General features: G+C 71.6%; 24 protein-coding genes. 11 read left to right on the forward strand and 13 right to left on the reverse strand.

The annotated features are described in order from the left end of the window. Window positions 1-35: 35 nt before the first annotated feature. The 3 genes from AC1DWJ_RS02220 to AC1DWJ_RS02230 all read right to left on the reverse strand — a co-directional run bounded on the left by AC1DWJ_RS02220 (window position 36) and on the right by AC1DWJ_RS02230 (window position 3,575). Window positions 36-3,059 carry a helix-turn-helix transcriptional regulator gene (locus AC1DWJ_RS02220; RefSeq protein WP_477619895.1) on the reverse strand — a complete coding sequence of 1,008 codons (3,024 nt, stop codon included), beginning with the start codon at window positions 3,057-3,059 and terminating at the stop codon, window positions 36-38. A gap of 12 nt (window positions 3,060-3,071) precedes the next feature. Continuing rightward, window positions 3,072-3,266: a hypothetical protein gene (locus tag AC1DWJ_RS02225; protein ID WP_457255370.1), complete on the reverse strand. Its 195-nt coding sequence runs from the start codon at window positions 3,264-3,266 to the stop codon at window positions 3,072-3,074. 123 nt (window positions 3,267-3,389) lie between these two features. Then, complete coding sequence (locus AC1DWJ_RS02230; protein WP_477619896.1) at window positions 3,390-3,575, reverse strand: hypothetical protein; 186 nt, start codon at window positions 3,573-3,575, stop codon at window positions 3,390-3,392. 170 nt (window positions 3,576-3,745) lie between these two features. On the opposite strand from AC1DWJ_RS02230, the gene AC1DWJ_RS02235 reads away from it, so the two are divergent. The 5 genes from AC1DWJ_RS02235 to AC1DWJ_RS02255 all read left to right on the forward strand — a co-directional run bounded on the left by AC1DWJ_RS02235 (window position 3,746) and on the right by AC1DWJ_RS02255 (window position 8,322). Further along, window positions 3,746-4,456 carry an ABC transporter ATP-binding protein gene (locus AC1DWJ_RS02235; RefSeq protein ID WP_477619897.1) on the forward strand — a complete coding sequence of 237 codons (711 nt, stop codon included), beginning with the start codon at window positions 3,746-3,748 and terminating at the stop codon, window positions 4,454-4,456. Beyond that, window positions 4,453-5,226, forward strand: a complete 774-nt coding sequence (locus tag AC1DWJ_RS02240; RefSeq protein WP_477619898.1) for an ABC transporter permease — start codon at window positions 4,453-4,455, stop codon at window positions 5,224-5,226. The genes AC1DWJ_RS02235 and AC1DWJ_RS02240 overlap by 4 nt, the downstream gene beginning before the upstream one ends. 235 nt (window positions 5,227-5,461) lie before the next feature. After that, the gene (locus tag AC1DWJ_RS02245) at window positions 5,462-6,388 is read left to right on the forward strand and encodes a COX15/CtaA family protein (RefSeq protein ID WP_477619899.1); all 927 of its coding nucleotides are present in this window, start codon (window positions 5,462-5,464) and stop codon (window positions 6,386-6,388) included. 69 nt (window positions 6,389-6,457) lie between these two features. After that, complete coding sequence (locus AC1DWJ_RS02250; protein ID WP_457255375.1) at window positions 6,458-7,039, forward strand: ArsR/SmtB family transcription factor; 582 nt, start codon at window positions 6,458-6,460, stop codon at window positions 7,037-7,039. Further along, complete coding sequence (locus AC1DWJ_RS02255) at window positions 7,036-8,322, forward strand: MFS transporter (RefSeq protein WP_477619900.1); 1,287 nt, start codon at window positions 7,036-7,038, stop codon at window positions 8,320-8,322. Before AC1DWJ_RS02250 ends, AC1DWJ_RS02255 begins: the two co-directional genes overlap by 4 nt. Here the strand turns inward: AC1DWJ_RS02255 and AC1DWJ_RS02260 are convergent. Next, window positions 8,309-9,259 (reverse strand): heme o synthase, encoded by a 951-nt coding sequence (locus tag AC1DWJ_RS02260; RefSeq protein WP_477619901.1) that lies wholly within the window; start codon window positions 9,257-9,259, stop codon window positions 8,309-8,311. The two genes, AC1DWJ_RS02255 and AC1DWJ_RS02260, sit on opposite strands and share 14 nt — an antisense overlap. A gap of 170 nt (window positions 9,260-9,429) precedes the next feature. Here AC1DWJ_RS02260 and tkt point away from each other — a divergent pair, with 170 nt between their 5' ends. From tkt to pgl, 6 genes are read left to right on the forward strand one after another with little or no spacing between them, the layout of a single operon-like run. Next, entirely contained in the window at window positions 9,430-11,598 is a 2,169-nt protein-coding gene (gene tkt, locus AC1DWJ_RS02265) for a transketolase (RefSeq protein ID WP_477619902.1), read from the forward strand. Between the two features lie 6 nt (window positions 11,599-11,604). Next, window positions 11,605-12,744 carry a transaldolase gene (gene tal, locus AC1DWJ_RS02270; RefSeq protein WP_477619903.1) on the forward strand — a complete coding sequence of 380 codons (1,140 nt, stop codon included), beginning with the start codon at window positions 11,605-11,607 and terminating at the stop codon, window positions 12,742-12,744. Further along, window positions 12,741-14,411, forward strand: coding sequence for a glucose-6-phosphate isomerase (locus AC1DWJ_RS02275; protein WP_457255380.1), 1,671 nt, complete (start codon window positions 12,741-12,743; stop codon window positions 14,409-14,411). The genes tal and AC1DWJ_RS02275 overlap by 4 nt, the downstream gene beginning before the upstream one ends. After that, a complete protein-coding gene (gene zwf / locus AC1DWJ_RS02280) occupies window positions 14,408-15,952 on the forward strand; it encodes a glucose-6-phosphate dehydrogenase (protein WP_477619904.1) in 1,545 nt (514 codons plus the stop codon). Before AC1DWJ_RS02275 ends, zwf begins: the two co-directional genes overlap by 4 nt. Then, window positions 15,949-17,085: a glucose-6-phosphate dehydrogenase assembly protein OpcA gene (opcA, locus tag AC1DWJ_RS02285; RefSeq protein WP_477619905.1), complete on the forward strand. Its 1,137-nt coding sequence runs from the start codon at window positions 15,949-15,951 to the stop codon at window positions 17,083-17,085. The genes zwf and opcA overlap by 4 nt, the downstream gene beginning before the upstream one ends. Then, window positions 17,082-17,822, forward strand: coding sequence for a 6-phosphogluconolactonase (gene pgl / locus AC1DWJ_RS02290; RefSeq protein ID WP_477619906.1), 741 nt, complete (start codon window positions 17,082-17,084; stop codon window positions 17,820-17,822). Before opcA ends, pgl begins: the two co-directional genes overlap by 4 nt. Here the strand turns inward: pgl and AC1DWJ_RS02295 are convergent. The 9 genes from AC1DWJ_RS02295 to rapZ form a co-directional block, all read right to left on the reverse strand. After that, the gene (locus AC1DWJ_RS02295) at window positions 17,812-18,162 is read right to left on the reverse strand and encodes an RNA polymerase-binding protein RbpA (protein WP_082592485.1); all 351 of its coding nucleotides are present in this window, start codon (window positions 18,160-18,162) and stop codon (window positions 17,812-17,814) included. The two genes, pgl and AC1DWJ_RS02295, sit on opposite strands and share 11 nt — an antisense overlap. A 65-nt stretch (window positions 18,163-18,227) precedes the next feature. Then, on the reverse strand, window positions 18,228-18,473 hold the full coding sequence (secG, locus tag AC1DWJ_RS02300; protein ID WP_056921105.1) for a preprotein translocase subunit SecG: 246 nt from the start codon (window positions 18,471-18,473) through the stop codon (window positions 18,228-18,230). 73 nt (window positions 18,474-18,546) lie between these two features. After that, window positions 18,547-19,353, reverse strand: a complete 807-nt coding sequence (tpiA, locus tag AC1DWJ_RS02305) for a triose-phosphate isomerase (RefSeq protein WP_477619907.1) — start codon at window positions 19,351-19,353, stop codon at window positions 18,547-18,549. A 94-nt stretch (window positions 19,354-19,447) separates the two neighbouring features. Then, window positions 19,448-20,674: a phosphoglycerate kinase gene (locus AC1DWJ_RS02310; protein WP_477619908.1), complete on the reverse strand. Its 1,227-nt coding sequence runs from the start codon at window positions 20,672-20,674 to the stop codon at window positions 19,448-19,450. A 20-nt stretch (window positions 20,675-20,694) separates the two neighbouring features. Continuing rightward, complete coding sequence (gene gap / locus AC1DWJ_RS02315) at window positions 20,695-21,699, reverse strand: type I glyceraldehyde-3-phosphate dehydrogenase (protein WP_457255386.1); 1,005 nt, start codon at window positions 21,697-21,699, stop codon at window positions 20,695-20,697. A gap of 145 nt (window positions 21,700-21,844) precedes the next feature. Continuing rightward, window positions 21,845-23,017 carry a nucleotide sugar dehydrogenase gene (locus AC1DWJ_RS02320; protein ID WP_477619909.1) on the reverse strand — a complete coding sequence of 391 codons (1,173 nt, stop codon included), beginning with the start codon at window positions 23,015-23,017 and terminating at the stop codon, window positions 21,845-21,847. 33 nt (window positions 23,018-23,050) lie between these two features. Next, complete coding sequence (whiA, locus tag AC1DWJ_RS02325; protein ID WP_056921110.1) at window positions 23,051-24,031, reverse strand: DNA-binding protein WhiA; 981 nt, start codon at window positions 24,029-24,031, stop codon at window positions 23,051-23,053. A 171-nt stretch (window positions 24,032-24,202) separates the two neighbouring features. Further along, entirely contained in the window at window positions 24,203-25,138 is a 936-nt protein-coding gene (locus AC1DWJ_RS02330) for a gluconeogenesis factor YvcK family protein (protein ID WP_457255388.1), read from the reverse strand. Then, window positions 25,135-26,064, reverse strand: a complete 930-nt coding sequence (gene rapZ, locus AC1DWJ_RS02335) for an RNase adapter RapZ (protein ID WP_457255389.1) — start codon at window positions 26,062-26,064, stop codon at window positions 25,135-25,137. Before rapZ ends, AC1DWJ_RS02330 begins: the two co-directional genes overlap by 4 nt. Window positions 26,065-26,077: the final 13 nt, after the last annotated feature.

Below are 26,077 nucleotides of genomic sequence, written 5' to 3' on the forward strand. Positions count from 1 at the left end.
AGGTCTACCTAACCTCCCGAGGACCCGCTTCGAGGTCAGTCGAGCAGGCCGCGGTCGCGGGCCACCGCCACGGCCTCGCCGCGGCCGGTGACCCCCAGCTTCGCGATGATGTTGGAGACGTGCACGCTCGCGGTCTTCGCGCTGATGAACAGCTGGGTGCCGATCTGGCGGTTGCTGCGCCCCAGCGCGACCAGCGCGAGGATCTCGGCCTCGCGGGCGGTCAGCGACTCACCCTGGCGCGACGCGGCCTTCGCGGTGGCGCGCGCTCCCCCGCCCTGGCGGATCTCGGCCCGGAGGGGTTCGGCCCCCAGGCGCTGGGCGACCTCCAGGGCTGCGGTGAGCTCCTCGGACCCGCGCGGGTCGCCGACGGACTTGAGGACGGCGCCCAGGCGCGCCCTCGACCGGGCCGTCTCGTAGGGATGTCCGTAGGCCTCGAACGCGTCGACCGCGCCCTGCCACGCCTCGACCAGGCGAGCAGGGTCGACGTCGGCCCCGCCGAGCCACTGGAGGCGCAGCGCCTCGGCCGCGGCGCGCGCGAGCCAGGCCGTCGACTCGGGCCCGTCGTTGCCCGGTCGCGCGGTGGCGCGGTCCCAGACCTGGGTGGCGGACTCGGCGAGCTGCGCTCCCCTGGCCAGCAGGGCCGGCCGCTCGGAGCTGGGCACCCGCTGGATGTGGCTGCCGAGCTGTCCGAGCAGCAGGGCGTCCAGCCGCAGCTGGCCCTGGAACAACGGGTACCAGACCCGGGTCAGCACCTCGACGACCTCGTCGTGCACGGCGATGGCCTGGGCGAGGTCGTCGGCATGACCGTGCAGGTCGATGGTGGCGCTGCCGGTCAGCAGGGGGACGAGTCCTTCGCTCTCCCACCAGGGGCGGGAGACCTCGTAGCCCGAGACCGCGGAGTAGTCGCCCTGGGCGGCCGCGACGTACATCCGGGCACCGAGCAGGAGCGAGCGGGCCGGCTCGGGCGGGACCTCGTGGGACACGTCGAGGATGTCGAGCGCCTCCGGCCAGCGACCCCGCTCGTAGGCGGCGATGCCGGCCAGCAGGCGACCGTCGAACGCGTAGGGCGCCCAGGGACGTCCTGCTCCCCTGGCCCGCTCCACCCCGCGTCGGTAGACGTCGACGGCCTCGTCGAGCCGTCCGGCACGGTGGTGCAGCCACCCGAGGTGGTGGTAGGCCCGGACCTCGGCCGGGTCACCAGGCGCCCTGGACTCCGCGATGATCCGCTCGAGGGTGCGACGGGAGGTCTCGGGGTCGCCGGCGCGCTCGAGGATCCGGGCCTCGACGACGCGCACCTCGTCGGCGACGTCACGCAGCCCCGCAGCCTGGGCCGCTGCCACCGACTCCTCCACTCCCGCGAGGGCCTCGCCGTCGCGACCACGATCGGCCAGCGCCTGGACCTTGGCGGCGAGCAGCCGGGCCCTGGTCTGCGGGTGGTCGAGGTCTGCGGCGTCGAGCAGCCCGAGCCCTTCCTTGGTGGCGGCAAGGGTGTCGAGGGTGCTCTCGGTGATGCGGGCGGTGGTGGCCAGCGCAGCCAGCAGCTCGGCGCGACCGGCCGGGTCGGCGCCGGTCGCGCGGCGAGCGAGTCGGTCCTCGAGCAGCTCGAGGGCCTTGAGCGTCTGGCCCACCGCGGTGGCCGCCGTGGCGGCCCGCAGGGTGACGCCGTCGACGTCGGAGTCGGTCTCGGACATCATCGCCAGGGCGTTCTTGAAGTGCCGGAAGGCCTCCTCGGGGCCGGCCATCCGCATCGCGGACTCGCCGGCCTGGACGCTGGCCTCCCGGGCCTGCTCCCGCAGGCCGGCCGCCGTGGCGTGCCGCGCCAGCTCGGCCCAGGTGCCGAGCGTGCGGTCGTCGGCCAGCGCCGCGGCATACCGCTCGTGGGCCCTGACCCGCTCGCCAGGCAGGAGGTCGTCGTAGACCGTCTCGCCGAGCAGCGCGTGCCGGAAGGCGTAGCCACCGCTGTCGGTGGGGACGAGGACATGGTGCTCGACCGCGTCGCGCAGGCCGGCGTCGAGCTCGGCCTCGCCGAGCCCGGCCACCGCGGCCAGCAACCGGTGCGAGACGTGGCGACCCGCGGCGGAGGCGACCCGGACGACGTGCTGGCCGGCGGTGTCGAGCTGGTCGAAGCGCACGAGGAGCAGGCGGGAGAGGTCCTCGGCCAGCCCGGAGCCGCCCAGCGCGGTGGCGGCGACGAGCTCCTCGGCGAAGAAGGCGTTGCCCTCGGCCCGTGCGACCACCTCCCTCACCTGCGCCTCGGGCAGGGGCTGGGACTGGAGGCCACGCACCAGCTCGCGCACGGCTCGGTCGGGCAGCGGCGCGAGGTCGAGGCGCTCGACGTCACCGAGCCGGGCCCAGTGGGCCAGGGTGGTGCGGAGCGGGTGGCGCCGGTGGAGGTCGTCGCTGCGGTAGGAGGCGACGATGCTGACGCGGCGCGCGAAGCCGCGCGTGAAGAGCAGGGTGAGCAGGTCACGGGAGGACTGGTCGGCCCAGTGCACGTCCTCGACGACGAGCAGGAGCGGTGCGTCGCTGGCCAGGTCGTCGAGCGTCGCGTGGACCGCCTCGACGAGGTCGCCACGGTCGACCACCTCGTCGGCGGGGTCGTCGGGGTTGGGCTCGTGACGGCGCGACGGGACCAACCGGCTGAGCCCCGGGTGGGCTGACACGACCCGGTCGAGCAGGTCGGGCGAGGTGCTCTCGAGCCGGCCGAGGACCTCGATGAAGGGGAGGTAGGGCAGCGCCTGACCGGCCTCGCCCAGGCAGTGCCCGATCAGGACCGACCACCCGGCTTCGCGGGCCCGGCCGGTGACCTCGGCGAGGATGCGGGTCTTGCCGATGCCGGCGTCTCCGGAGAGCAGCACCAAGCCGGTGCCGTCGGGGTCGGCGCTCGCGAGGCCCAGCAGACGGGCGAGCTGGGCTGCCTCGTCGTCACGCCCGACGAACAACCCGGCTGCCGAACGCTCGAAACCCACGGCACCGATTATGTCGGAGTGGTCCGACACGGTGTCGTGGGTCTCGGGAGGTCGGGCGGTCGTCAACGGCACGTCGAGCGCGGTCGCCATCGGGCGGCCGGGTCAGGCGACGCGAGCCGCGTGCTGACGGGCGGTGTGCCGTCCGTGCCCGTGCGGGTGGCGCACCCGCTGGATCGCGGCGCGGATCGCGCGACCGTGGTGCCTCGGCGACGAGGCGTGGGCCAGTCCGGCCGAGAGGTTCTCGGTGCGCCACTGGACCTCGGCGGCGACGAACAGCGGGTCTGCGGTGATGCTCATGGTGTGCTCCTTCGTGGTGGTGGTGACTCGGTGTCTCTCGTGATGTCTCAAACCTGATGCCCTGAGGTGGGCGTCCACATGGGGCGAGTGCCTTATCTCCGTCCGGACGCCCTTCGGGGGGCCTTAGACGGGCCGCGGCGTGTGCCGGGTCAGCTGTCCGAGCGGCCGCGGCAGGTGCCAGTCGATGCGGCGCCGACGGATCCGGCGACGCTGGCTGGAGCGGTGTGCGGCGAGGTTCGCGCCGGACAGGCTCTCCTGCTTCCACCGCTGCTCGGCGAGGACGACGTAGGGGTGTGCGGTGAGGCTCATTGCTCTGCTCCTTCGAGTGGTGCTGGTCGGGTCCTGCGGATGACTCCACAGTTCGCTCCTGAGGTACCCCCTGACATGGGGAAGTCGCCCATGCCTGCAGCGCCGTGGGCCGGTCTGAGGCCCTCAGGCCCGCGACCGGGCCGCGGTGGGCCGCGACCTACACTCAGTGCGTGCCACCCGCCGTCCACGTCTCCGGTCTCGCCAAGCGCTACGGCGGTGTTGTCGCCCTCGACGGCGCCACCTGGCAGGCCTCAGCAGGAGCCGTCACGGCCGTGCTCGGACCCAACGGCGCAGGCAAGACGACGATGGTCGAGTGCTGCGAGGGCCTGCGACGCCCCGACGGCGGACAGGTGCGGGTGCTCGGCAGCGACCCCTGGAACGCGTCACCGGAGCACCGGGCCCGGGTCGGCGTGATGCTCCAGGACGGTGGTCTCCCCGCGTCCGCGCGTCCCCTCCGCCTGCTGCGTCACCTGAGCGCGATGTATGCCGCGCCCGCACCTCTCGACCCGATCGTCCAGCGGCTCGGGATCGACCGGTTCGCCGACACCACGGTGCGCCGGCTGTCCGGGGGGCAGCGCCAGCGGGTCGCGCTCGCGGCCGCGCTGGTCGGTCGCCCCGAGGTGGCCTTCCTCGACGAGCCCAGTGCCGGCCTCGACCCCCATGCCCGGCTCGACGTGTGGGACCTGGTGCGGTCGCTCGCGGACGACGGGGTCGCCGTCGTGCTGACCACGCACTCCTTCGAGGAGGCCGAGCGGCTGGCCGACCACATCGTCGTCGTCGCGGGTGGTGCGGTCGTCGCCGAGGGGTCGCTCGCCGACGTGACCGGGGGCGACCGGCTCGAGGACCGCTACTTCGCGCTCACCCGCAGGTCCGTCGCATGACGACCGTCGACCCGGCCGTGACCTCGGCAGGCCCCGCGTCCCCGGTCGCACGCGTGCTGGCGCAGGCGCGGTTCGAGGCGACGACCCTGCTGCGCAACGGCGAACAGCTCCTGGTCGCCGTCCTGCTCCCGGCTGCCGTGCTGGTGGGCCTGGTGCACGCCGAGTCGATCTCGCTGGGTGACGGTCGCCGGGTCGACCTGGCGGTGCCCGGGGTGCTGGCCCTGTGCGTCATCTCCTCGGCCTTCACCGGCCAGGCCATCTCGACCGGGTTCGACCGCCGCTACGGCGTCCTGCGGCTGCTCGGCGTCACGCCACTGGGTCGCACCGGGCTGGTGCTGGCCAAGGCGGTGGCCGTGCTGGCCGTCATCGCCGTGCAGGTGCTGCTGATCGGCGCCCTCGGCGCGGCGCTCGGCTGGGAGCCGGCGCCGCGCGGCATACCCGCTGCGGTCGTGGCCCTCGCCCTCGGGACGTGGGCGTTCACGGCCCTGGCCCTGCTGCTCGGCGGCACCCTGCGCGCCGAGGGCGTGCTCGCCGTCGCCAACCTGGTCTGGGTGGCCCTGCTCGGTCTGGGTGGGGTGGTGGTCGCCGGCACCGAGCTGCCCGACGGGTTCGCGACCGTGCTGAGGGTGCTGCCCTCAGCGGCGCTCGGTGACAGCCTGCGCACGGCGCTGGTCGACGGCCGGGCCGCCCCAGGCGCGTGGCTCGTCCTGGCCGGCTGGGCGATCGTGGCGACGCTGGCGGCGCGCCGGTTCTTCCGCTGGAGCGACTGACCCGGCTCGCGGGCACTGGCCCAGCAGGCGGTGGCCGCGACGGCCAGGCCGGTCACGAGCCAGCCGGGTCGAGCCGTCAGGGCCGCCACCGCGAACAACGCCGCGTAGCCGACCGCGACCCCCGCCCGCCACGTGTTCGTCACCATGGGTCAAGTCAGCCAGCGAGCGAGCCCGCGCACCATGAGGGGACTCCCCCAACCGCGTCAGGGTCCACCCTGAGCCGTACCCTCGTGCCGTGACCGCCGCACCCGTCCCGACGTCAGCCCCAGCTGTCGCTGAGCCCACCACCGGCGCCGTCTGGCTCCCGAGGATCCTGCTGGCGAACCTCGTCGTCGAGGTGCTCATCGTGGTCACCGGCGGCCTGGTCAGGCTGACCGGCAGCGGGCTCGGCTGCCCGAGCTGGCCGGAGTGCGTGCCCGGGTCCTACACGCCGGTCCCGCACCAGGCCGAGGGCTGGCACCGCTACATCGAGTTCGGCAACCGCACCCTCACCAGCGTGGTGAGCCTCGCCGCCATCGCCACCGTGTATGCCGTGTGGCGCTGGGCCGCCGGCCGTCGCGACCTGCTCGTCCCCGCCGTCGGCGTGCTCGTGGGGGTGGGCGTCCAGGCGGTGCTCGGCGGCATCACGGTCCGCACCGGGCTCAACCCGGTCACGGTCGCCGCCCACTTCCTGGTGTCGATGTGCCTCGTCGCCACCGCCACCTACCTCGTCGTCCGGGCGCAGGAACCGGTCGGTCCGCGGCCCCTGGTCGTGCACCCCCTGGTCGAGCGGCTCGGCTGGGCCACCTGCGCGGTGGCCGCCGTGGTGCTGGCCCTCGGCACCGTCGTGACCGGGTCCGGGCCGCACTCGGGTGACGCCGACGAGCCGGCCCGGTTCGGCTTCGACCCGCGCACCATCTCGTGGCTGCACGCCGACGCGGTGATGCTCTTCGTCGGGCTCGTGGTCGCCGTGTGGGTGGCCAGCCGGATCACCACCGAGACCGCCCTTCCCGGCCGGGCCTGGGCGGCGGTCTTCGTGGTGACCCTCGCGCAGGGCGTCGTGGGCTACACGCAGTACGTCACCGGGCTCCCGTGGGTCGTCGTGCTGGTGCACATGCTCCTGGCGACGCTCCTCGTCGTGGCGCTGACCCGCGCGATGGTCCGCCTCCGGTCCGCCGCCTGACCCGCTTCCCCTTCTCCAGTTACACAAGGCGTCTTGTGCAATTAGCTTTGTGCAATTACTCTTGTGCGTATGAAGCCCGCAGCCAGACCCGGTATCCGCACGGTCACCGACGCCAAGGCCCTCTCGGCGATGGCGAACCCCTTCCGCTCGCGGATGATGGACGCCCTCAAGGTCGACGGTCCGTCGACCGCGTCGGCCCTGGCCACCCGCACCGGGCAGGCGGTCGGGAGCGCGAGCCACCACCTCAAGGTGCTCCACGAGGCCGGTCTGGTCGAGGAGGCGCCCGAGCTCGCGAAGGATCGCCGTGAGCGGTGGTGGCGCCTCGTCGACGCCGGCACCCGGTGGTCGCGAGCCGACTTCGCCGACGACACGGCCGCGGTGACCGCGGCGTATGCGGCGGAGGCCCTGGGTCTGCAGCGGCAGTTCGAGCGCACCCAGGAGTGGAACGCGAACGCGTCGTCGGCACCCGAGTGGGACGCCGCCGCCTTCGCCACCCAGAACTGGATGCGGCTGTCGCCGGACGAGCTCACCGACGTGGCCAACGAGATCATCGACGTGCTCCTGCGCTGGTCGAGCCGACCCGTGCCCGACGACGGCGTCGAACGCGAGTCCGTCTACGTCTTCGCCCGAGGGTTCCCGGCCCAGCCATGACGACCCACACCACACCGGTTGCCCAGCCTCTCCCACTGGCCCGCAACCGGAACTTCGGCCTGCTCTGGTTCGGCGAGGGCGTCAGCGTCCTCGGCAACGCCACCACCTCCGTGTTGCTCCCCCTTCTCGCCGTCGTCGGCTTCGACGCGGGCGCCGGGTGGATGGGTGCGCTCACGGCAGCGGCCTGGGTGCCCTGGCTGGTCATCGGTCTGCCGGCCGGCGCCTGGGTCGACCGGCTCCCGGTGCGCCGGGTCATGGTCGTCAGCGACCTGGTCGCGGCCCTGACCCTCGCGAGCGTGCCGGTCGCCTGGCTCCTCGACGTGCTCACCCTCCCCCACCTCGCCGTCGCCGCGTTCTGCAACGGCGTCTGCACCGTGTTCTTCCGGGCGGCCTACCCCGCGCTGGTGCGACAGGTGGCCCCGCGCGACCAGCAGGAGCAGGCCTTCGCGCGGTTGTTCGGCACCGAGTCGGCCATGCAGGTCGCCGGCCCCGGTGTCGGCGGGCTCCTCGCCCAGGCGACCTCTACGGCGGGAGGGCTGCTCGTCGACGCCGTCAGCTTCCTCGTGTCGGCGGTCTGCCTGTGGCGGCTTAAGCTCCCGGCCGCCGAGCCGCAGCCGACGGCCGGCACCGAGGTCGCCTCGCTGGGCCAGCGCATCCGTGAGGGCATCGACTACATCCGCCACGACCGGATCCTGCGCTTCTTCACGGTGATGGGCGGCCTGAGCAACTTCGGCCTCACCGGCTACGCGGCGCTGCTCGTGCTGTTCCTCGTCCGCGAGGTGCACCTGGGATCCGGTGCGGTCGGGCTGGTGATGGCCGTGGGCTCACTCGGCGGCGTGATCGGGGCGACCATCGCGACGCGGGTCTCGCACCGGCTCGGATCGGCTCGCGCCCTCCTCGCGCTCCAGGTCCTGGCCGGGCCGCCGGCGCTGTTGGTGCCGCTGGGTGCACCGGGCGCCGGGCTGGTGGCCATGGTCGCCGGCATGCTCCTGGTCGGCACCGGTGTGGTCGCCGGCAACGTCGTGAGGGGCGCCTGGCGCAACCGCTACGTCCCCGAGCACATGGTGGCCAGGCAGGTCACGACGGTCCAGGTGATCAACTACGGGACCATGCCGCTGGCCGGCATCGTGGCGGGCGCGATGGGCAGCACCCTCGGACTGCGACCCACCATCGCGGTGATGGCGGCCATCCACGTGCTCGCGTGCGTGTCGATGTTCTGGAGCCCGCTGCGCGGGCTGCGGGACATGCCCGCGGGAGCCGACGCCGACGTCAGCGCGAGATGACGGGCAGGTAGACCAGCGGGTCGATCGCGACCCCGAGGAACAGGATCCCGACGTACGTGATCGAGAAGTGAAAGAGCCGCATCGGCTTGAGCACCGTGGGTCCGGCGCCACTCCTCGCGGCGCGGAAGAGCCGGTGGGCCTCGGCGAGGAACAGCGCACCGGTGACGACGGCGGTGCCCAGGTAGACCAAGCCCATCGGGTTGACCCAGACCAGCGCCAGCGACACGACGACCATCGCCCACGAGTAGGCGACGATCTGTCGGGCCACGACGACGAACTCCTCGACGACCGGCAGCATCGGCACGTGGGCCGCGGCGTAGTCGTCCTTGAACTTCATCGACAGCGGCCAGTAGTGCGGGGGCGTCCAGAAGAAGATGACCAGGAAGAGCATGACGGCCGACCACGACAGCGAGTTCGCGACCGCGGACCAGCCGATGAGGACGGGCATGCACCCGGCCGCCCCGCCCCAGACGATGTTCTGTGCGGTGCGGCGCTTGAGGATCATCGTGTAGCCCACGGCATACATGACGATCGCCCCGAGCGAGAGGGCCGCCGACAGCCAGTTGGTGAAGACCGCGAACCACGCGGTCGAGGCGACGGTGAGGACGACGCCGAAGACGAGGCCCTCGCGCGGGCTGATCTCTCCGGTGACCATCGGTCGGCTGCTCGTGCGGTGCATCTCGGCGTCGATGTCGCGGTCGTAGACACAGTTGAACGTGTTGGCTGCGCCGGCACTCAGCGCGCCACCGACGAGGGTCGCGACGATCAGCCAGAGCGACGGAATCCCCTTGTGCGCCAAGAACATCACCGGGATCGTCGTCACGAGCAACAGCTCGATGATCCGCGGCTTGGTGAGCGCGAGGTAGGCCGCGGCCTTGCTTCGGCTCCCGGGAGACGGGGACGCGGAGATCCGGGCAGTCGGATCGAGTGCGGTCACGGCGTCCTTCACGGTGGTGCAGGGGCGGGCGGGGTGGAGCGGCGGCCAGTCTATCCCCGCCCGTGACCTGTCTGGTGGACGGGACTGGATGCGACGCGGGTCACCCTCGGGACTAGTCTCGGATCGTTGCCGTGCGACGCCTGTTCAGCTCAGTGTGAGGAGACCCATCCGTGCCCACCTCGACCCGCTCCGCCAAGTCAACGCCCGCGCGGAAACGCAGCAGCTCGCTGCGTCCGCCGGTGGCGCGAAAGGCCGGCTGGACCGACCTCGACGTCCGCGCCGTGGACACCGTCAGGGTGCTCGCCGCCGACGCCGTGCAGAAGGTCGGCAACGGCCACCCGGGCACGGCCATGAGCCTGGCTCCCGCGGCATACCTGCTCTACCAGAACGTGATGCGCCACGACCCGTCCGACTCCCACTGGCTGGGGCGCGACCGGTTCGTGCTCTCCTGCGGGCACTCCAGCCTCACCCAGTACATCCAGCTCTACCTGTCCGGCTACGGCCTCGAGCTCGCCGACCTCCAGGCCCTGCGCACGTGGGGTTCACTGACCCCCGGCCACCCCGAGGTCCACCACACCAACGGGGTCGAGATCACCACGGGTCCGCTCGGCTCCGGGCTGGCCTCCGCGGTGGGGATGGCGATGGCCCAGCGGCGCCAGCGCGGTCTCTTCGACCCCGACGCGAAGCCGGGCACCAGCCCGTTCGACCACCACGTCTGGGTGCTCGCGTCGGACGGCGACATCATGGAGGGCGTCTCGCACGAGGCCTCTGCCCTGGCCGGTCACCAGGAGCTCGGCAACCTCACGGTCATCTACGACCAGAACACCATCTCGATCGAGGACAAGACCGAGATCTCGTTCTCCGAGGACGTGGGCAAGCGCTACGAGGCCTACGGCTGGAACGTCGTCACGATCGACTGGCGCGGCGACGGCACGAGTGGTGGCTACGTCGAGAACGTCGACCAGCTGCTGGCCGCCCTCGAGAAGAGCCGCACCTCGCGCAAGCCCACCTTCGTGGTGCTGCGCACGATCATCGCCTGGCCTGCGCCCACCAAGCAGGACACCGGCAAGTCGCACGGCTCGGCCCTGGGCGACGCCGAGATCGCCGCCACCAAGGAGCTCCTCGGCTTCGACCCCACGAAGACCTTCGAGGTTCCGCGGCCCCTGCTGACCCACACCCGCAAGGTCGTGGCGCGCGGCAAGGCCGCCCACAAGTCCTGGGACAAGACGTATGCCGCGTGGCGCAAGGCCCAGCCCGAGCGCGCCGCACTGCTCGACCGCCTCGTCGCGGGCAAGCTGCCCGACGGCCTCGACAAGGCCGTCCCGACCTTCGCCGCAGACGCCAAGGGCATCGCGACCCGCGCGGCCTCGGGCAAGGTCCTCGGCGCCCTCGCCGACATCGCCCCGGAGCTGTGGGGCGGCTCGGCCGACCTCGCCGAGTCCAACAACACCACCATGGAGGGCCAGCCCTCCTTCATCCCGAAGTCCAAGCAGACCCGTGAGTGGTCGGGCGGCCCCTACGGCCGCACCCTCCACTTCGGCATCCGCGAGTTCGGGATGGGCCTGATCCTCAACGGCATCGCCCTCGAGGGACTGACTCGCCCCTACGGCGGCACGTTCCTCGTCTTCTCCGACTACATGCGCCCCGCCGTCCGCCTCGCCGCCATCCAGCAGGCGCCGGTGACGTTCGTGTGGACGCACGACTCCATCGGACTCGGCGAGGACGGACCCACCCACCAGCCGATCGAGCACCTCGCCGCCCTGCGGGCCATCCCGTCGTTCGACGTGGTGCGGCCGGCCGACGCCAACGAGACCGGCGCTGCGTGGCTCGCCATCCTCAGGAACCGACGCCCGGCCGGCTTGGCGCTCAGCCGCCAGAACCTCCCCATCGTCGACCGCTCCGGCGCCGACGGAGCAGGCAAGGTCAGCGGGGTCGCCAAGGGCGCCTACGTCCTCTACGACTCCAGCAAGGCGACCCCGGACGTGATCCTCGTGGCCACCGGCTCCGAGGTGCAGCTCGCCGTCGCGGCGCGCGAGACGCTCGAGAAGTCGGGGATCGCCACCCGAGTCGTCTCGATGCCGTGCCGCGAGTGGTTCGAGGACCAGACCCCGGCGTACCGCGAGAAGGTCCTGCCGGCCGCGGTCAAGGCGCGCGTCTCGGTCGAGGCCGGGGTGCCGCAGGGCTGGCGCGACATCGTCGGTGACGCCGGCGAGATCATCGGCATCGACCACTTCGGTGCGTCCGCCGACGCCGCCACGCTCTTCCGCGAGTTCGGATTCACCGCGGCTGCCGTCGTGGCCGCGGCCAAGAAGTCCCTCAAGACCGTCAAGGGAAAGTGAACAGCCATGACTGACAACGCAGCCCTCAAGGCACTCGCCGACAACGGCGTCTCCATCTGGCTGGACGACCTGTCGCGTGAGCGCATCGAGACCGGCAACCTGCAGGAGCTCATCGACACCAAGGGTGTCGTGGGCGTGACGACCAACCCGTCGATCTTCCAGGCCGCGCTGGCCAAGGGCGAGCGGTACGACGCCGACCTGCGGAAGTTCGCCGCCGACGGCAAGACCGTCGACGAGACGGTGTTCGGCCTCACCACCGAGGACGTCCGCAACGCCTGCGACATCCTCAAGCCGGTGTACGACGCCACCAACGGTGTCGACGGCCGGGTCTCCATCGAGGTCGACCCCCGGCTCGCCCACGAGACCGGCAAGACGGTGGCCCAGGCCAAGGAGCTCGCGGCCGCCGTCGACCGCGACAACGTCCTCATCAAGATCCCCGCGACCGTCGAGGGCCTGCCGGCCATCTCGCAGGTGCTCGCCGAGGGCATCAGCGTCAACGTCACGCTGATCTTCTCCCTCGACCGCTACCGCGGCGTCATGAACGCCTTCCTCACCGGTCTCGAGCAGGCCCGCGAGGGCGGCAAGGACCTCTCGAGGATCCACTCCGTCGCCTCGTTCTTCGTCTCGCGCGTCGACACCGAGATCGACAAGCGGCTCGACGCGATCGGCACCGACGAGGCCAAGGGCCTCAAGGGCAAGGCGGCCGTGGCCAACGCGCGACTCGCCTACCAGGCCTTCGAGGAGGTCTTCGCGACCCCGCGCTGGAAGAACCTCGCCGACGACGGGGCCAACGCCCAGCGTCCGCTGTGGGCCTCCACCGGCGTGAAGGACCCGGCCTACTCCGACACCCTCTACGTCACCGAGCTGGTCGCGCCGCAGACCGTCAACACGATGCCGGAGAAGACGCTGGAGGCCGTCGCCGACCACGGCGAGGTCACCGGGGACACCATCGCCGGCACCTACGAGGAGGCCGGCGGCGTCCTCGACGCGCTCGAGGGCCTCGGCATCTCGTACGCCGACGTCACGGCCCAGCTCGAGCGCGAGGGTGTCGACAAGTTCGAGGCCGCCTGGGGCGAGCTGCTCGACGAGGCCCAGTCCGACCTCGACCTGGCCCGCGCCGACGTCGCCGAGGCTGGCGACAAGTGAGCTCACTCGGCGTGGTTGCATCGGGCGCGGCGGCCGACGCCATCGCCAGCAAGGTCGCCGACCTCGTCGAGGCCAAGTTCGCCAGCCGGCTCTTCGCCCAGGACGCCACGCTGTGGGGTCCGGACGCCGAGTCCGAGTCGGCCATCCGGCTGTCCTGGGTCAACCTGCCGCGCTCGTCGCGACCGCTCCTCGGTGAGATCGCCGCGCTGCGCGAGCAGCTCACGGGCGACGGCGTCGACCGGGTCGTCCTCTGTGGGATGGGTGGTTCGTCGCTGGCGCCCGAGGTCATCTGCGGCACCGCCGGCGTCGACCTGGTGGTGCTCGACTCGTCGCAGCCCGACATGGTGCGCGCAGCCATCACCGACCTCGACCGCACCGTCGTCGTGGTCTCGAGCAAGTCCGGCTCCACCGTCGAGACCGACTCGCAGCGGCGTGCCTTCCAGGCCGCCTTCTCCGAGGCCGGCATCGACCCCACGGCCAGGATCGTCATCGTCACCGACCCGGGCAGCCCGCTGGACGAGGAGTCCCGCACGGGCGGATACCGCGTCATCAACGCCGACCCGAACGTCGGCGGGCGCTACTCGGCCCTGACCGCCTTCGGGTTGGTGCCCTCGGGGCTGGCCGGAGCCGACATCGAGGCACTGCTCGACGACGCCGAGGCCGTGGCCGACGTGCTGAGCGCCGACGACGACGGCAACCCGGGTCTGCGCCTCGGCGCGGCCATGGCCGGGACCGACCCGTTGCGCGACAAGTTCGTCATCGTCGATGACGGCTCCGGGATCGTCGGGTTCGCCGACTGGGCCGAGCAGCTCATCGCCGAGAGCACCGGCAAGCAGGGCACCGGCGTCCTGCCCGTGGTCGTGGGCGGCGACTCCGACCCCGAGGTCCGCTGGCCTGCCGCTGACGTGACGGTCGCCCGGCTGGTCGGCGACTCCGACGACGACCTCGACGCCCTCGGCTCGGGTCCCGACGGCGAGGCCGACGGCAGCCGCTCCGAGGTGGCCGTCAGTGGCACCCTCGGCGCCCAGCTGCTCCTCTGGGAGGTGGCCACGGCCGCGGCGGGTCGTCTCCTCGACATCAACCCGTTCGACCAGCCGGACGTCGAGAGCGCCAAGAAGGCCGCTCGTGCGTTGCTGGACAAGGGAATCGGCGACTCCGAGGCCCCCGCCGCCACCGACGGAGCTGTCGAGATCCACTCCTTGGGTGGTGACTGGCTCGGCGCCGCGAGCACCGTGTCCGACGCGCTGGGGGCACTGTTCGCCCAGCTCGACCCCGCGCGCGGCTACGTGTCCGTGATGGCCTACCTCGACCGGATCACCGACGCGGCCCTGGCCGACGTGCGGCCCGGGCTGGCGCGGCACACCGAACGACCCACCACGTTCGGCTGGGGGCCGCGGTTCCTGCACTCGACCGGACAGTTCCACAAGGGCGGCCCGGCCACCGGCGTCTACCTGCAGATCACGACAGCGCCCCACGAGGACCTCGCGATCCCGGGTCGGGAGTTCACCTTCGGTGACTTCATCGCCTCGCAGGCCGCCGGTGACGCCCAGGTCCTCGCCGAGCACCAGCGTCCGGTGCTGCAGCTGCACCTGACCGACCACGACGCCGGGCTGGCGCAGGTCACCCGGGCGCTGACCGACCTGTCCCCCACGGAAGGCAACGCATGAGTCCGACGCGGGTGACGCAGGACAGCAACCCCCTTCGCGACCCTCGCGACAAGCGGCTCCCCCGCATCGCCGGCCCCTGCGGGCTGGTCCTGTTCGGGGTCACCGGCGACCTGGCCCGCAAGAAGCTCATGCCGGCGATCTACGACCTGGCCAACCGTGGGCTCCTGCCACCGGGCTTCTCGCTGGTCGGGTTCGCCCGACGCGACTGGGCCGACCAGGACTTCGGCAAGATCGTCTATGACGCGGTCAAGCAGTATGCGCGCACGCCGTTCCGGGAGAGCGTCTGGCGCAACCTGGCCGAGGGCTTCCGGTTCGTCCCCGGCACGTTCGACGACCCGACGTCCTTCGACCTGCTGGCCGCGACCGTCAAGAACCTCGAGACCGAGCGCGGCACCGGCGGCAACCTCGCCTTCTACCTCTCGATCCCGCCGTCCTCGTTCTCAGTCGTCTGCGAGCAGCTCGAGCGCTCCGGCCTGAGCCGGCCGGAGGGCGACGCCTGGCGACGGGTGGTCATCGAGAAGCCGTTCGGGCACGACCTCAAGAGCGCCCGCGAGCTCAACGACATCGTCGAAGGGGTCTTTCCCCCCGACGCCGTCTTCCGGATCGACCACTACCTCGGCAAGGAGACCGTCCAGAACCTGCTGGCCCTGCGCTTCGCCAACCAGATGTTCGAGCCGGTCTGGAACGCCAACTACGTCGACCACGTGCAGATCACCATGGCCGAGGACATCGGCATCGGGGGACGCGCCGGCTACTACGACGGTATCGGCGCGGCCCGCGACGTGATCCAGAACCACCTGCTCCAGCTCCTCGCACTGACCGCGATGGAGGAGCCGGTCTCGTTCGCGGCCGAGCACCTGCGCTCCGAGAAGGAGAAGGTCCTCTCGGCGGTGCGGCACCCCAAGGACCTCGGCAAGTCGACGGCGCGCGGCCAGTACGCCCCCGGCTGGCAGGGCGGCGAGCAGGTCGGCGGCTACCTCGACGAGGACGGCGTGGCCCCGGGCTCACGCACCGAGACGTATGCCGCGATGAAGGTCGAGATCGACTCGCGCCGCTGGGCCGGGGTCCCGTTCTACCTGCGCACCGGCAAGCGCCTGGGCAAGCGGGTCACCGAGATCGCCGTGGTGTTCAGGAAGGCGCCCCACCTGCCGTTCAACGACACCGCCACCGAGGAGCTCGGGCAGAACGCGATCGTCATCCGGGTGCAGCCCGACGAGGGCATCACCATGCGCTTCGGCGCCAAGGTGCCGGGCGCGCAGATGGAGGTGCGCGACGTGACGATGGACTTCGGCTACGGCCGCGCCTTCACCGAGTCGAGCCCCGAGGCCTACGAGCGGCTGATCCTCGACGTGCTGCTCGGTGACCCGCCGCTGTTCCCCCGCCACGAGGAGGTCGAGCTCTCCTGGGAGATCCTCGACCCGGTCGAGGACTACTGGTCGAAGTCTCGGGCGAAGCTCGAGCCCTACACGGCGGGCGGCTGGGGACCGGCCGGCGCCGACGAGATGATGCGCCGCGACGGCCGTGTCTGGAGGATGCCGTGATCGTCGACCTGCCCAGCACCTCGACCGTGGCGATCAGCAAGAAGCTGGTCGCGCTCCGGCAGGACACCGGGGCGATGGCCCTCGGCCGGGTCCTCACCCTCCTGATCATCGTCGACGAGCAGGACGCCGAGGAGGCGATCCAGTCTGCCAACGACGCCAGCCGCCAACACCCCTGCCGCATCATCGCCGTCGTCATCGGCAACAAGCGTGGACAGTCGCGGATCGACGCGCAGATCCGCGTGGGCGGCGACGCCGGCGCCAGCGAGGTCGTGGTGCTGCGGCTCTACGGCGCGCTGACCGACCACGGGCGCAGCGTCGTCATCCCGCTCCTCCTGCCCGACTCCCCTGTCGTCGCGTGGTGGCCCACCGACGCCCCGACGCACGTCGCGCAGGACCCGATCGGCTCGATGGCCCAGCGACGCATCACCGATGCCGCAGAGTCGAAGAGCCCCCGCGCGACACTCAAGTCGCGCGCCGAGGCCTACACCCGAGGTGACACCGACCTCGCCTGGACCCGGGTCACGCTGTGGCGTGGGCTGCTCGCCGCCGCCCTCGACCAGCCGCCGTTCGAGCCGGTCATCGAGGCGACCGTCACGGGAGGCTCGGACTCGCCGTCCACCGACCTGCTGGCGGCCTGGCTGGCCCTGACCCTGCGGTGCCCGGTGCGCCGCGCCCGGTCCCGCACCGGGACCGGCATGGTCAGCGTGCGGCTCGAACGCCGTAGCGGCGCCATCGACCTGGTCCGCCCCGACGGCTCGATCGCGACCCTCAGCCAGCCGGGACAGCCGGTCCGCCGGATCTCGCTGGCTCGCCGCGCGACCGCGGAGTGCCTTGCCGACGAGCTGCGACGGCTCGACCCCGACGAGATCTACGAGGAGACCATCCGCAACGGGCTGGCGAAGGTGGGCACCAAGTCGGTGACGGCCAGCGAGGCCGTCCGCGAGGGCGAGGCCCCGTCCGTGAAGGAGGCCGAGCGCGCGTCGCGCCGGATCGCCCGGAGCGCATCGAAGGCCAGCAGCGCCGAGATGGTGCAGGTGCCACCCCCGGCACCGAAGGCCGACACCGCCGTCGTCAAGAAGGCGGCCGCCCGCAAGCTGGCCAAGACGAAGTCGACCACGAAGGACAACGGATGACTTCCGCCCCGGTGGTCGTGGTCCACCCCGACAAGCAGTCCGTCGCCGACGGCGGCGCGGCCCGGCTGGTGACGACCCTGCTCGACCTGCAGGCCGCGGGACGGGCCCCGCACGTGTCGCTGACCGGCGGCTCGCTCGGCTCGGCGATCATCGCCTCGATCCTCGAGGTGCCGGCCCACACCGCGGTCGACTGGTCGAAGGTCTCACTGTGGTGGGGCGATGAGCGCTACCTGCCGGCCGGGGACGCCGACCGCAACGACACCCAGAACGACGCGGCCGGGCTCGACCGCCTCGGGCTCGACCAGGCCAACGTGCACCGCGTCGCGGGCCCCGACGCCAGCGACTCGGCCGAGGACAGCGCCGAGCTGTACTCGGCTGCGGTCCGAGGCAGCGGCGGGGGCGAGTTCGACATCATGATCCTGGGTGTCGGTCCCGACGGCCACGTCGCATCGCTCTTCCCCGGGCACCCCGCCCAGCTGACGACCGACGCGATCGCCGTAGCCGTGCACGACTCCCCCAAACCCCCGCCGGACCGCGTGTCACTCACCTTCGAGTGCCTGAGCCGCTCCGACCGCGTCTGGTTCCTCGTCGCCGGAGCGGACAAGGCGGAGGCCGTCCGCAACGGAGTCGAGGGGGCCGGGCCCGAGCTGTCCAGCGCGGCCCAGGTGCGCGGCATACGCGAGACGATCTGGCTGGTCGACGCCGACTCCGCCACCGACCTCCCTGCTACTGGATGAGCTTGCGCTCCCGCAGCGTGGCCAGGGCCTCGTCGAGGATGGCCTTGCCGTCGGCGTCGGAGCGACGCTCCTTCACGTAGGCCAGGTGCGTCTTGTAGGGCTCCACCTTCGGCGGGGCCGGCGGGTTGGCCTCGTCCTGCCCGGCGGGGAAACCGCAGCGGGGGCAGTCCCAGGTCTCGGGGACGGCCAGACCGGGCTCCTCCGCGAACGAGGGGCGCGTCTGGTGGCCGTTGGCGCACCAGTACGAGATGAACACCCGGGGGGCCGCCTCACCGCGCTCGGCCTCGCCCATCGGGCCTGCGCCGACTCGGCTACCTCGGATTGCGTTGCCACCTGCCATGTGCGAATGGTCCTTATCTGGTCAGGGAAGTGAGGGTCTGGGTTTCGTTCGCCGTGCTGGCCGGGTCAGCTGGAGAACCGGTCGATGAGACCGATCCCCACGATGCACGCGAACCAGATGATGCCCACCGCGACGGTGAACCGGTCGAGGTTGCGCTCTGCGACCGACGAGGAGCCCAGTGAGGTGGACATGCCACCACCGAACATGTCGGACAGGCCGCCGCCCTTGCCCTTGTGGAGCAGGACCAGCAGCGTCAGGAACAGACCACCGATGACCAGCAGGACCTGCAGGCCAATGCGTACGGCTTCCACGGAGCACCCATCTCGAGTCGACGTCAGTTGTCGCTGCGAAAACGCAGCAGGGGTCAGGATACCTGTTCGATGCTCAGGAGGTCGCCAGGTGGTCCCGGTAGCGGCAGATCGAGGCGAACTCCGCCGGGTCGATCGACGCGCCACCGACGAGGGCGCCGTCGACGTCCTCCTGCGCCATGATCGCCGCGACGTTGCCGGCCTTGACCGACCCGCCGTAGAGCACGCGCACCCCGTCGGCCAGGTCACCGGAGTAGAGCTCGGCCAGCTTGGTGCGGATCGCCGCGCAGACCTCCTGCGCGTCCTGGGGGGTCGCGACCTCGCCGGTGCCGATGGCCCAGACCGGCTCGTACGCGATGACGATGGTGGCGGCCTGCGCCGCGGTGACGTCGACCAGGCCTGCCTCGAGCTGCATGAGCACGTGGTCGAGGTGGGTGCCGGCCTGGCGCACCTCCAGGTGCTCGCCCACGCAGAAGATCGGGGTCAGGCCGTGTCGGAGGGCGGCCTTCACCTTGGAGTTCACGATCTCCTCGGTCTCGTGGTGGTACTCGCGGCGCTCGCTGTGGCCGGCCAGCACATAGGTGCAGCCGAGCTTGGCCAGGAAGGCACCCGAGATCTCACCGGTGTAGGCACCGCTGTCGTGGGCCGAGAGGTCCTGGCCGCCGTGCCGCAGGTCGAGCCGGTCGCCGTCGATGAGGGTCTGCACCGAGCGCAGGTCGGTGAACGGCGGCAGCACCGCCACCTCGACGGCGCCGAAGTCGTGGCGACCGTCGCGCAGGGTCCAGTCCAGCTTCTGCACCAGGTGGGTGGCCTGCAGGTGGTCGAGGTTCATCTTCCAGTTGCCCGCCATGAGGGGCGTGCGGCCGGAGGTCTTGGCTGCCATCAGGTGTCGTCCTTGGGAGTATGCCGGTGGGCCGGGCACTGGGCCCGGCCCACCGAAACGGTCGTTGGTCTGGTGCTGGGTGGTCGGCGGTGGTTCAGGCGCTCGGCTCGTCGAGCACCGTCAGGCCCGGGAGCTGCTTGCCCTCGAGGTACTCCAGGCTCGCCCCACCACCGGTGGAGATGTGTCCGAACTGGTCGTCCTCGAACCCCAGCTGTCGGACGGCCGCCGCGGAGTCGCCACCGCCGATGACGGTGAGTGCCCCCTTCTCGGTGACCTCCACCAGGGCCTCGGCGACGGCAGCCGTGCCCTCGGCATACGGGGCCATCTCGAACGCGCCCATCGGGCCGTTCCAGAACACCGTCTTGCAGTCCTTGAGCTTCTCGGCGAACAGCACGCCGGACTCGGGGCCGATGTCGAGGCCCATCCGGTCGGCCGGGATCGCGCCGGCCGGGACGACCTCGTGGTCCGCGTCGGCCGAGAAGGCCGTGGCCGCCACGATGTCGACGGGCAGGACGATCTCGACGCCACGCTCCTCGGCCTGGGCGAGGTAGCCCTTGACCTGCTCGACCTGGTCGGCCTCGAGCAGGCTGGAGCCCACTTCGTAGTCCTTGGCGGCGAGGAACGTGAAGACCATGCCGCCCCCGATGAGCAGGCGGTCGGCGGTCTGGAGCAGGTTGTCGATCACGCCGAGCTTGTCGGAGACCTTCGCCCCGCCGAGGACCACGGCATACGGGCGCTCGGGGTCCTCGGTGAGGCGCTTGAGCACGCCGACCTCGGTCTCGACCAGCCCGCCGACGGCCGACGGCAGCAGCCTGGCGACGTCGTAGACGCTGGCCTGCTTGCGGTGCACCACCCCGAACCCGTCGGAGACGAACACGTCGGCCAGGGCCGCGAGCTGCGCGGCGAACTCGGCGCGCTCCTCGTCGGTCTTGGCCGTCTCCCCCGGGTTGAACCGCAGGTTCTCGAGCAGCACGACGTCGCCGTCCTGGGCCGCCTCCACCGCGGCCCGGGCGCTCTCCCCCACCGTGTCGGTGGCGAAGGTGACGTCCTGGCCGAGCAGCTCACCCAGCCGGGTCGCCACCGGGGCCAAGGAGTACTTGTCCTCCGGTGCGCCCTGGGGACGGCCCAGGTGGGCGCACACGACCACGCGCGCCCCCGCCTCGGCCAGCGCCTTGATCGTGGGTGCGGACGCGCGGATCCGCCCGTCGTCCGTGATCGTGCTCCCGCCTGCGTCATCGTCATGCTCGAGGGGCACGTTGAGGTCGGAGCGGACGAGGACGCGCTTGCCGCGCAGGTCGCCCAGCTCGGAGATGGTCTGCATCAGGACTGGCCCCGGCCGGGTCAGAGGGTCTGGCCGACGAGGACCACGAGGTCGGCGAGGCGGTTGGAGTAGCCCCACTCGTTGTCGTACCAGCCGATCACCTTCACCTGGTTGCCGATCACCTTGGTCAGGCCCGCGTCGAAGATGCAGGAGGCCGGGTCGGTCTCGATGTCCTTGGAGACGATGGCGTCCTCGGTGTAGACGAGGATGCCCTTGAGCGGGCCCTCGGCAGCCGCCTTGACCGCCGCGTTGACCTCCTCGGCCGTCGTGTCGCGGCCGGCCTCGAAGGTGAGGTCGGTTGCCGAGCCGGTGGCGATCGGGACCCGCAGCGCGAACCCGTCGAGCTTGCCCTTGAGCTCGGGCAGCACGAGGCCGATGGCCTTGGCGGCTCCGGTCGAGGTGGGCACGATGTTGAGGGCGGCGGCCCGGGCGCGACGCAGGTCCTTGTGCGGGGCGTCCTGGAGGTTCTGGTCCTGGGTGTAGGCGTGGATCGTCGTCATCAGGCCCTTGACGATGCCGAACTCGTCGTTGAGCACCTTGGCCATCGGGCCGAGGCAGTTCGTGGTGCACGACGCGTTGGAGATGATCGTGTGCTTCGCGGTGTCGTAGTCACCATCGTTGACACCCATGACGATGGTGATGTCCTCGTTGGACGCCGGCGCCGAGATGATGACCTTCTTGGCCCCACCGTCGATGTGCGCCCTGGCCTTGGTCGCGTCGGTGAAGAACCCGGTGGACTCGACGACGATGTCGGCACCGACGGAGGCCCAGTCGATCTTGGCCGGGTCGCGCTCCTCGAAGACCTTGAACGTCTTGCCACCAGCGGTGATCGAGGTGTCGTCGTAGCTGACCTCGCCGGGGAAGCGACCGAGGATCGAGTCGTACTTGAGCAGGTGGGCCAGCGTCTTGTTGTCCATCAGGTCGTTCGTGGCGACGACTTCGATGTCGGCGCCCGACGCCTCGATGGCGCGGAAGAAGTTGCGGCCGATGCGGCCGAAGCCGTTGATACCTACGCGAACAGTCACGATGCCAAGTCCTTCTGGGATGGGGACGGTATGCCGCGTGCTCGCGGCACGGTGTTGCTCAGCGGTGAGCCTATTGGATGGGTTGGGCCCGCAGGCAGGGCGGTCCGGCGTACGGGCGGGTAACCCCCGGGTGACTTCGCCCCGGTCAGGAGTCGCCGCCGAAGAGGTCGCGGGTGTAGACCTTGTCCGCCACTGGCTCGAGCTCGGCCACCATGCGGTTGGCGACGATCACGTCGGAGAGCTCGGCGAACTCGTCGAGGTCGCGGATCACCCGTGACCCGAAGAAGGTGTCGTCGGCCAGGGCGGGCTCGTAGACGACCACCTGGACACCCTTGGCCTTGATCCGCTTCATGATCCCCTGCACGCTGCTGGACCTGAAGTTGTCGGAGCCGGACTTCATGATGAGCCGGTGGATGCCCACGACCTGGGGCCTGCGGCGCAGGATGTCGGTCGCCACGAAGTCCTTGCGCGTCGTGTTGGCCGTGACGATGGCCTCGATGAGCGACTGCGGGACGTCCTGGTAGTTGGCGAGGAGCTGCTTGGTGTCCTTGGGCAGGCAGTAGCCGCCGTACCCGAACGACGGGTTGTTGTACCCGGGCCCGATCCGCGGGTCGAGGCCCACGCCCTCGATGATCTGGCGGGGGTCGAGGTCGTGGGTCAGCGCGAAGGTGTCGAGCTCGTTGAAGAAGGCCACCCGCATGGCGAGGTAGGTGTTGGCGAACAGCTTGACCGCCTCGGCCTCGGTGCTGTCGGTGAGCAGCACCGGCACGTCCGGCTCGAGGGAGCCCTCGACGAGCAGGTCGGCGAAGGCCCGCCCGCGCTCGCCCAGGTCGCCGACCACGATCCGGGAGGGGTGCAGGCTGTCCCAGAGCGCCCGTCCCTCGCGGAGGAACTCCGGGCTGAAGATGAGGTGGTCGGTGCCCAGCCGCTGGGCCAGGGCCCGGGTGAAGCCCACCGGCACGGTCGACTTGACCACCATCACGGCGGTCGGGTTGGCCGCAGCCACGTCGGCCGCCACCTTCTCGACGGTCGAGGTGTTGAAGTAGTTGGTCACCGGGTCGTAGTCGGTGGGGGTCGCGATGACGACGAAGTCGGCGCCCGAGTAGGCCTCGTCGGAGTCGTCGGTGAAGGTGAGCCGCAGCTCCCGGTGGGCGAGGAAGTCCTCGATCTCGGCGTCCTTGATCGGGCTGCGTCCCTCACGTAGTCCCGCGACCCGGTCGCGGTCGATGTCGAACGCGACGACGTCGTGGTGCTGGGCGAGCAGCACGGCCATCGACAGTCCGACGTACCCCGTGCCGACGACGGCGATCCTCGTCATGCTGGCTCCTCGTGGGTGCGTGCGGCAGCTGGCTCAGGCGTCGAGCATGTCGGGCGTGAGGTTGGCCTCCGTGCCCGGGATGCCGAGGTCCTGCGCGCGCTTGTCGGCCATCGCCAGCAGCCGCCGGATCCGGCCGGCGACGGCGTCCTTGGTCATCGGCGGCTGGGCCAGCTGGCCGAGCTCCTCGAGCGAGGCCTGCTTGTGCTCCAAGCGCAGCGCCCCGGCCTCCTTGAGGTGGTCGGGGATGTCGTCGCCGAGGATCTCCATGGCCCGGTGCACCCGGGCCCCGGCGGCGACCGCGGCACGCGCCGACCGGCGCAGGTTGGCGTCGTCGAAGTTGGCCAGCCGGTTGGCCGTGGCGCGGACCTCGCGGCGCATCCGCCGCTCCTCCCACGCCATCACGGCGTCGTGCGCCCCGAGTCGCGTGAGCATGGCCCCGATGGCGTCGCCGTCGCGGATGACGACGCGGTCGACGCCGCGCACCTCGCGGGCCTTGGCCTGGATGCCGAGCCGACGGGCCGCGCCGACCAGGGCCAGGGCTGCCTCCGGTCCGGGGCAGGTCACCTCGAGGGCCGACGACCGGCCGGGCTCGGTGAGCGAGCCGTGCGCGATGAACGCCCCGCGCCAGGCGGCCTCGGCGTCGCACGCCGAGGCGCTGACGACCTTGGGCGGCAGACCACGCACCGGACGACCACGGGCGTCGATCAGCCCGGTCTGGCGGGCCAGTGCCTCGCCGTCCTGGACCACGCGGACGACGTAGCGGCTGCCCTTGCGCAGCCCACCGGCCGCGAGGACGAGCACCTCGGACGGGTGGCCGTAGAGGTCACTGATGTTCTTGCGGAGCCGACGGGCCGCGTTGGCGGTGTCGAGCTCGGCCTCGACCACGATCCGGCCCCCGACGATGTGCAGCCCGCCCGCGAAGCGCAGGGTCGCGGCCACCTCGGACTTGCGGCAGCAGGGCTTCGTGACGTCGAGTCTGCTGAGCTCGTCCTTGACCCGCGCCGTCATCGCCATTGCTTCATCCTGCCATCTCGCTGTCCTGCCCTGGTCCGCTGGCCTGCCCTGATCCGCTGTCGTCCCATGCTCCGCCGTCTCCCCCGTCCGGTGTGCCCGAGGGCACCGGCACCTGCTCGTCCGACTCAACCACGTCCGTCAAGCATGTCGGCCGACGAGGACCCGAAGAGGTCACCCGAAGAGGTCACGGTATGCCGCGGCGAGCCGCAGCGAGTCATGGTGCCCCGGCGCACTGCGTTGCGCCACCGGGGCGAGGACGAGGTCGGCGCCGAGTCGGCCGGCTGCGGCCCGCAACCCCGCCTCGTCGTCGACCGCCGTCGGGTCGGCCAGGACCGCGTCGAGGCGCATCCGTGGCGCGTGGTCGACGAGGGCCTCCACCTGTTGCGCCGCGGTGAAGCCCGCCGTCTCACCGGAGTGCTCGAGGTTGAGCGTCAGCAGGCGGCGGGCGGTGGTGTTGTGCAGGGCCTCGCGCAGGGCCGGGACCATGAGGTGCGGCATGACGGAGGTGAACCACGAGCCCGGGCCCAGGATGAGCCAGTCGGCCTGGAGGACGGCGGCGATCGTCTCGGGTGCGGACGGCGGGTCCTGCGGCTCGAGCGCGATGCTCACCACCGTGCCCCTGGTCGTGGCCACGGCGACCTGACCGCGCAGGGTGGTCAGGCCGTCCGGGTCGCCGGCGTCGAGCCCGTGGACCCGCGCCGTGATCTCCAGTGGCACCGCGGCCATCGGCAGCACCCGCCCGCGGGCGTTGAGGAGGCGTCCGACGAGGTCCAGCCCGACGACCGGGTCCTGGTGGACGTCCCACAGGGCGGTGATCAGCAGGTTGCCGAGCGCGTGGCCGGCGAGCGGGCCGTCGCCGCGGAACCGGTGTTGCAGGACGTCGCGCCAGGTGTGTCCCCACTCCGTGTCGTCGCACAGCGCGGTGAGGGCCATCCGGAGGTCGCCGGGGGGCAGGACGTCGAACTCGTCGCGCAGCCGGCCCGACGACCCGCCGTTGTCGGCCACCGTGACCACGGCGGTGATGTCGTCGGTGACGAGCTTGAGGGCCTCGAGCGAGGCCGCGAGACCGTGGCCACCCCCGAGGGCGACGACTGCCGGCCCGCTCACTCCTGCCCCAGGTCGCGGTGCACGACGAAGGTCGCGATGTCGTCGCTGCTCAGCCGGGTCCGCAGGGCTTCCGCGACTGCGACCGAGCGGTGCTTGCCGCCCGTGCAGCCGACCGCGAGCGTCACGTAGCGACGGCCCTCCCTGATGTAGCCGGCGGTCACCGGCTCCATCAGGTCGACGACGCGGTCGACGAACTCGGGAGCCCCTTCCTGCGCCATGACGAAATCGGCCACCGGGGCGTCGCGACCCGTGAAGTTGCGGAGCTCGGGGATCCAGAACGGGTTCGGGAGGAAGCGCATGTCGAAGACGAAGTCGGCGTCGAGCGGCACGCCGTACTTGAAGCCGAACGACATCACGGCGATCCGCACCTTGTGCCCGGAGTCGCCGGAGAAGACCGGGTGCACCTTCTTGGCGAGCTGGTGGACGTTGAGGCCCGAGGTGTCGATGACGACGTCGGCCCGGGCCCGGAGGTCGGCGAGCATGGCTCGCTCACGGATGATCCCGTCGAGCAGGCGACCGTCGCCTTGGAGGGGGTGGGGGCGGCGGACCGACTCGAAGCGCCGCACGATCGCCTCGTCGGTGGCGTCGAGGAAGACCAGGTTGGGCCGCCAGCCGCGGGCGCGCAGCTCGTCGAGCGCCGTCTGCAGGTGGTCGAAGAAGCCCCGCGCGCGCACGTCGACGACGGCGGCCAGGCGCGGGATGTCGCCCCGACGGGGCGCCTCGTCGGCGAGGTCTGCCAGCGAGACCAGCAGGTGCGGCGGCAGGTTGTCGATGACGTACCAGCCGGAGTCCTCCAGCACGTTGGCCGTGGTCGACCGGCCCGCGCCGCTCATGCCCGTGACGATCACGAGCTCGGCGGGGTCGTGACCTGCGTCGGTGGGACCTGCGTCCGCGACCTCGCTCTCGGACCGCTCGTCCTCGGTCATCCCTGCTCCGTCT

It is taken from the genome of Pedococcus sp. P2_D7 (assembly GCF_056404295.1).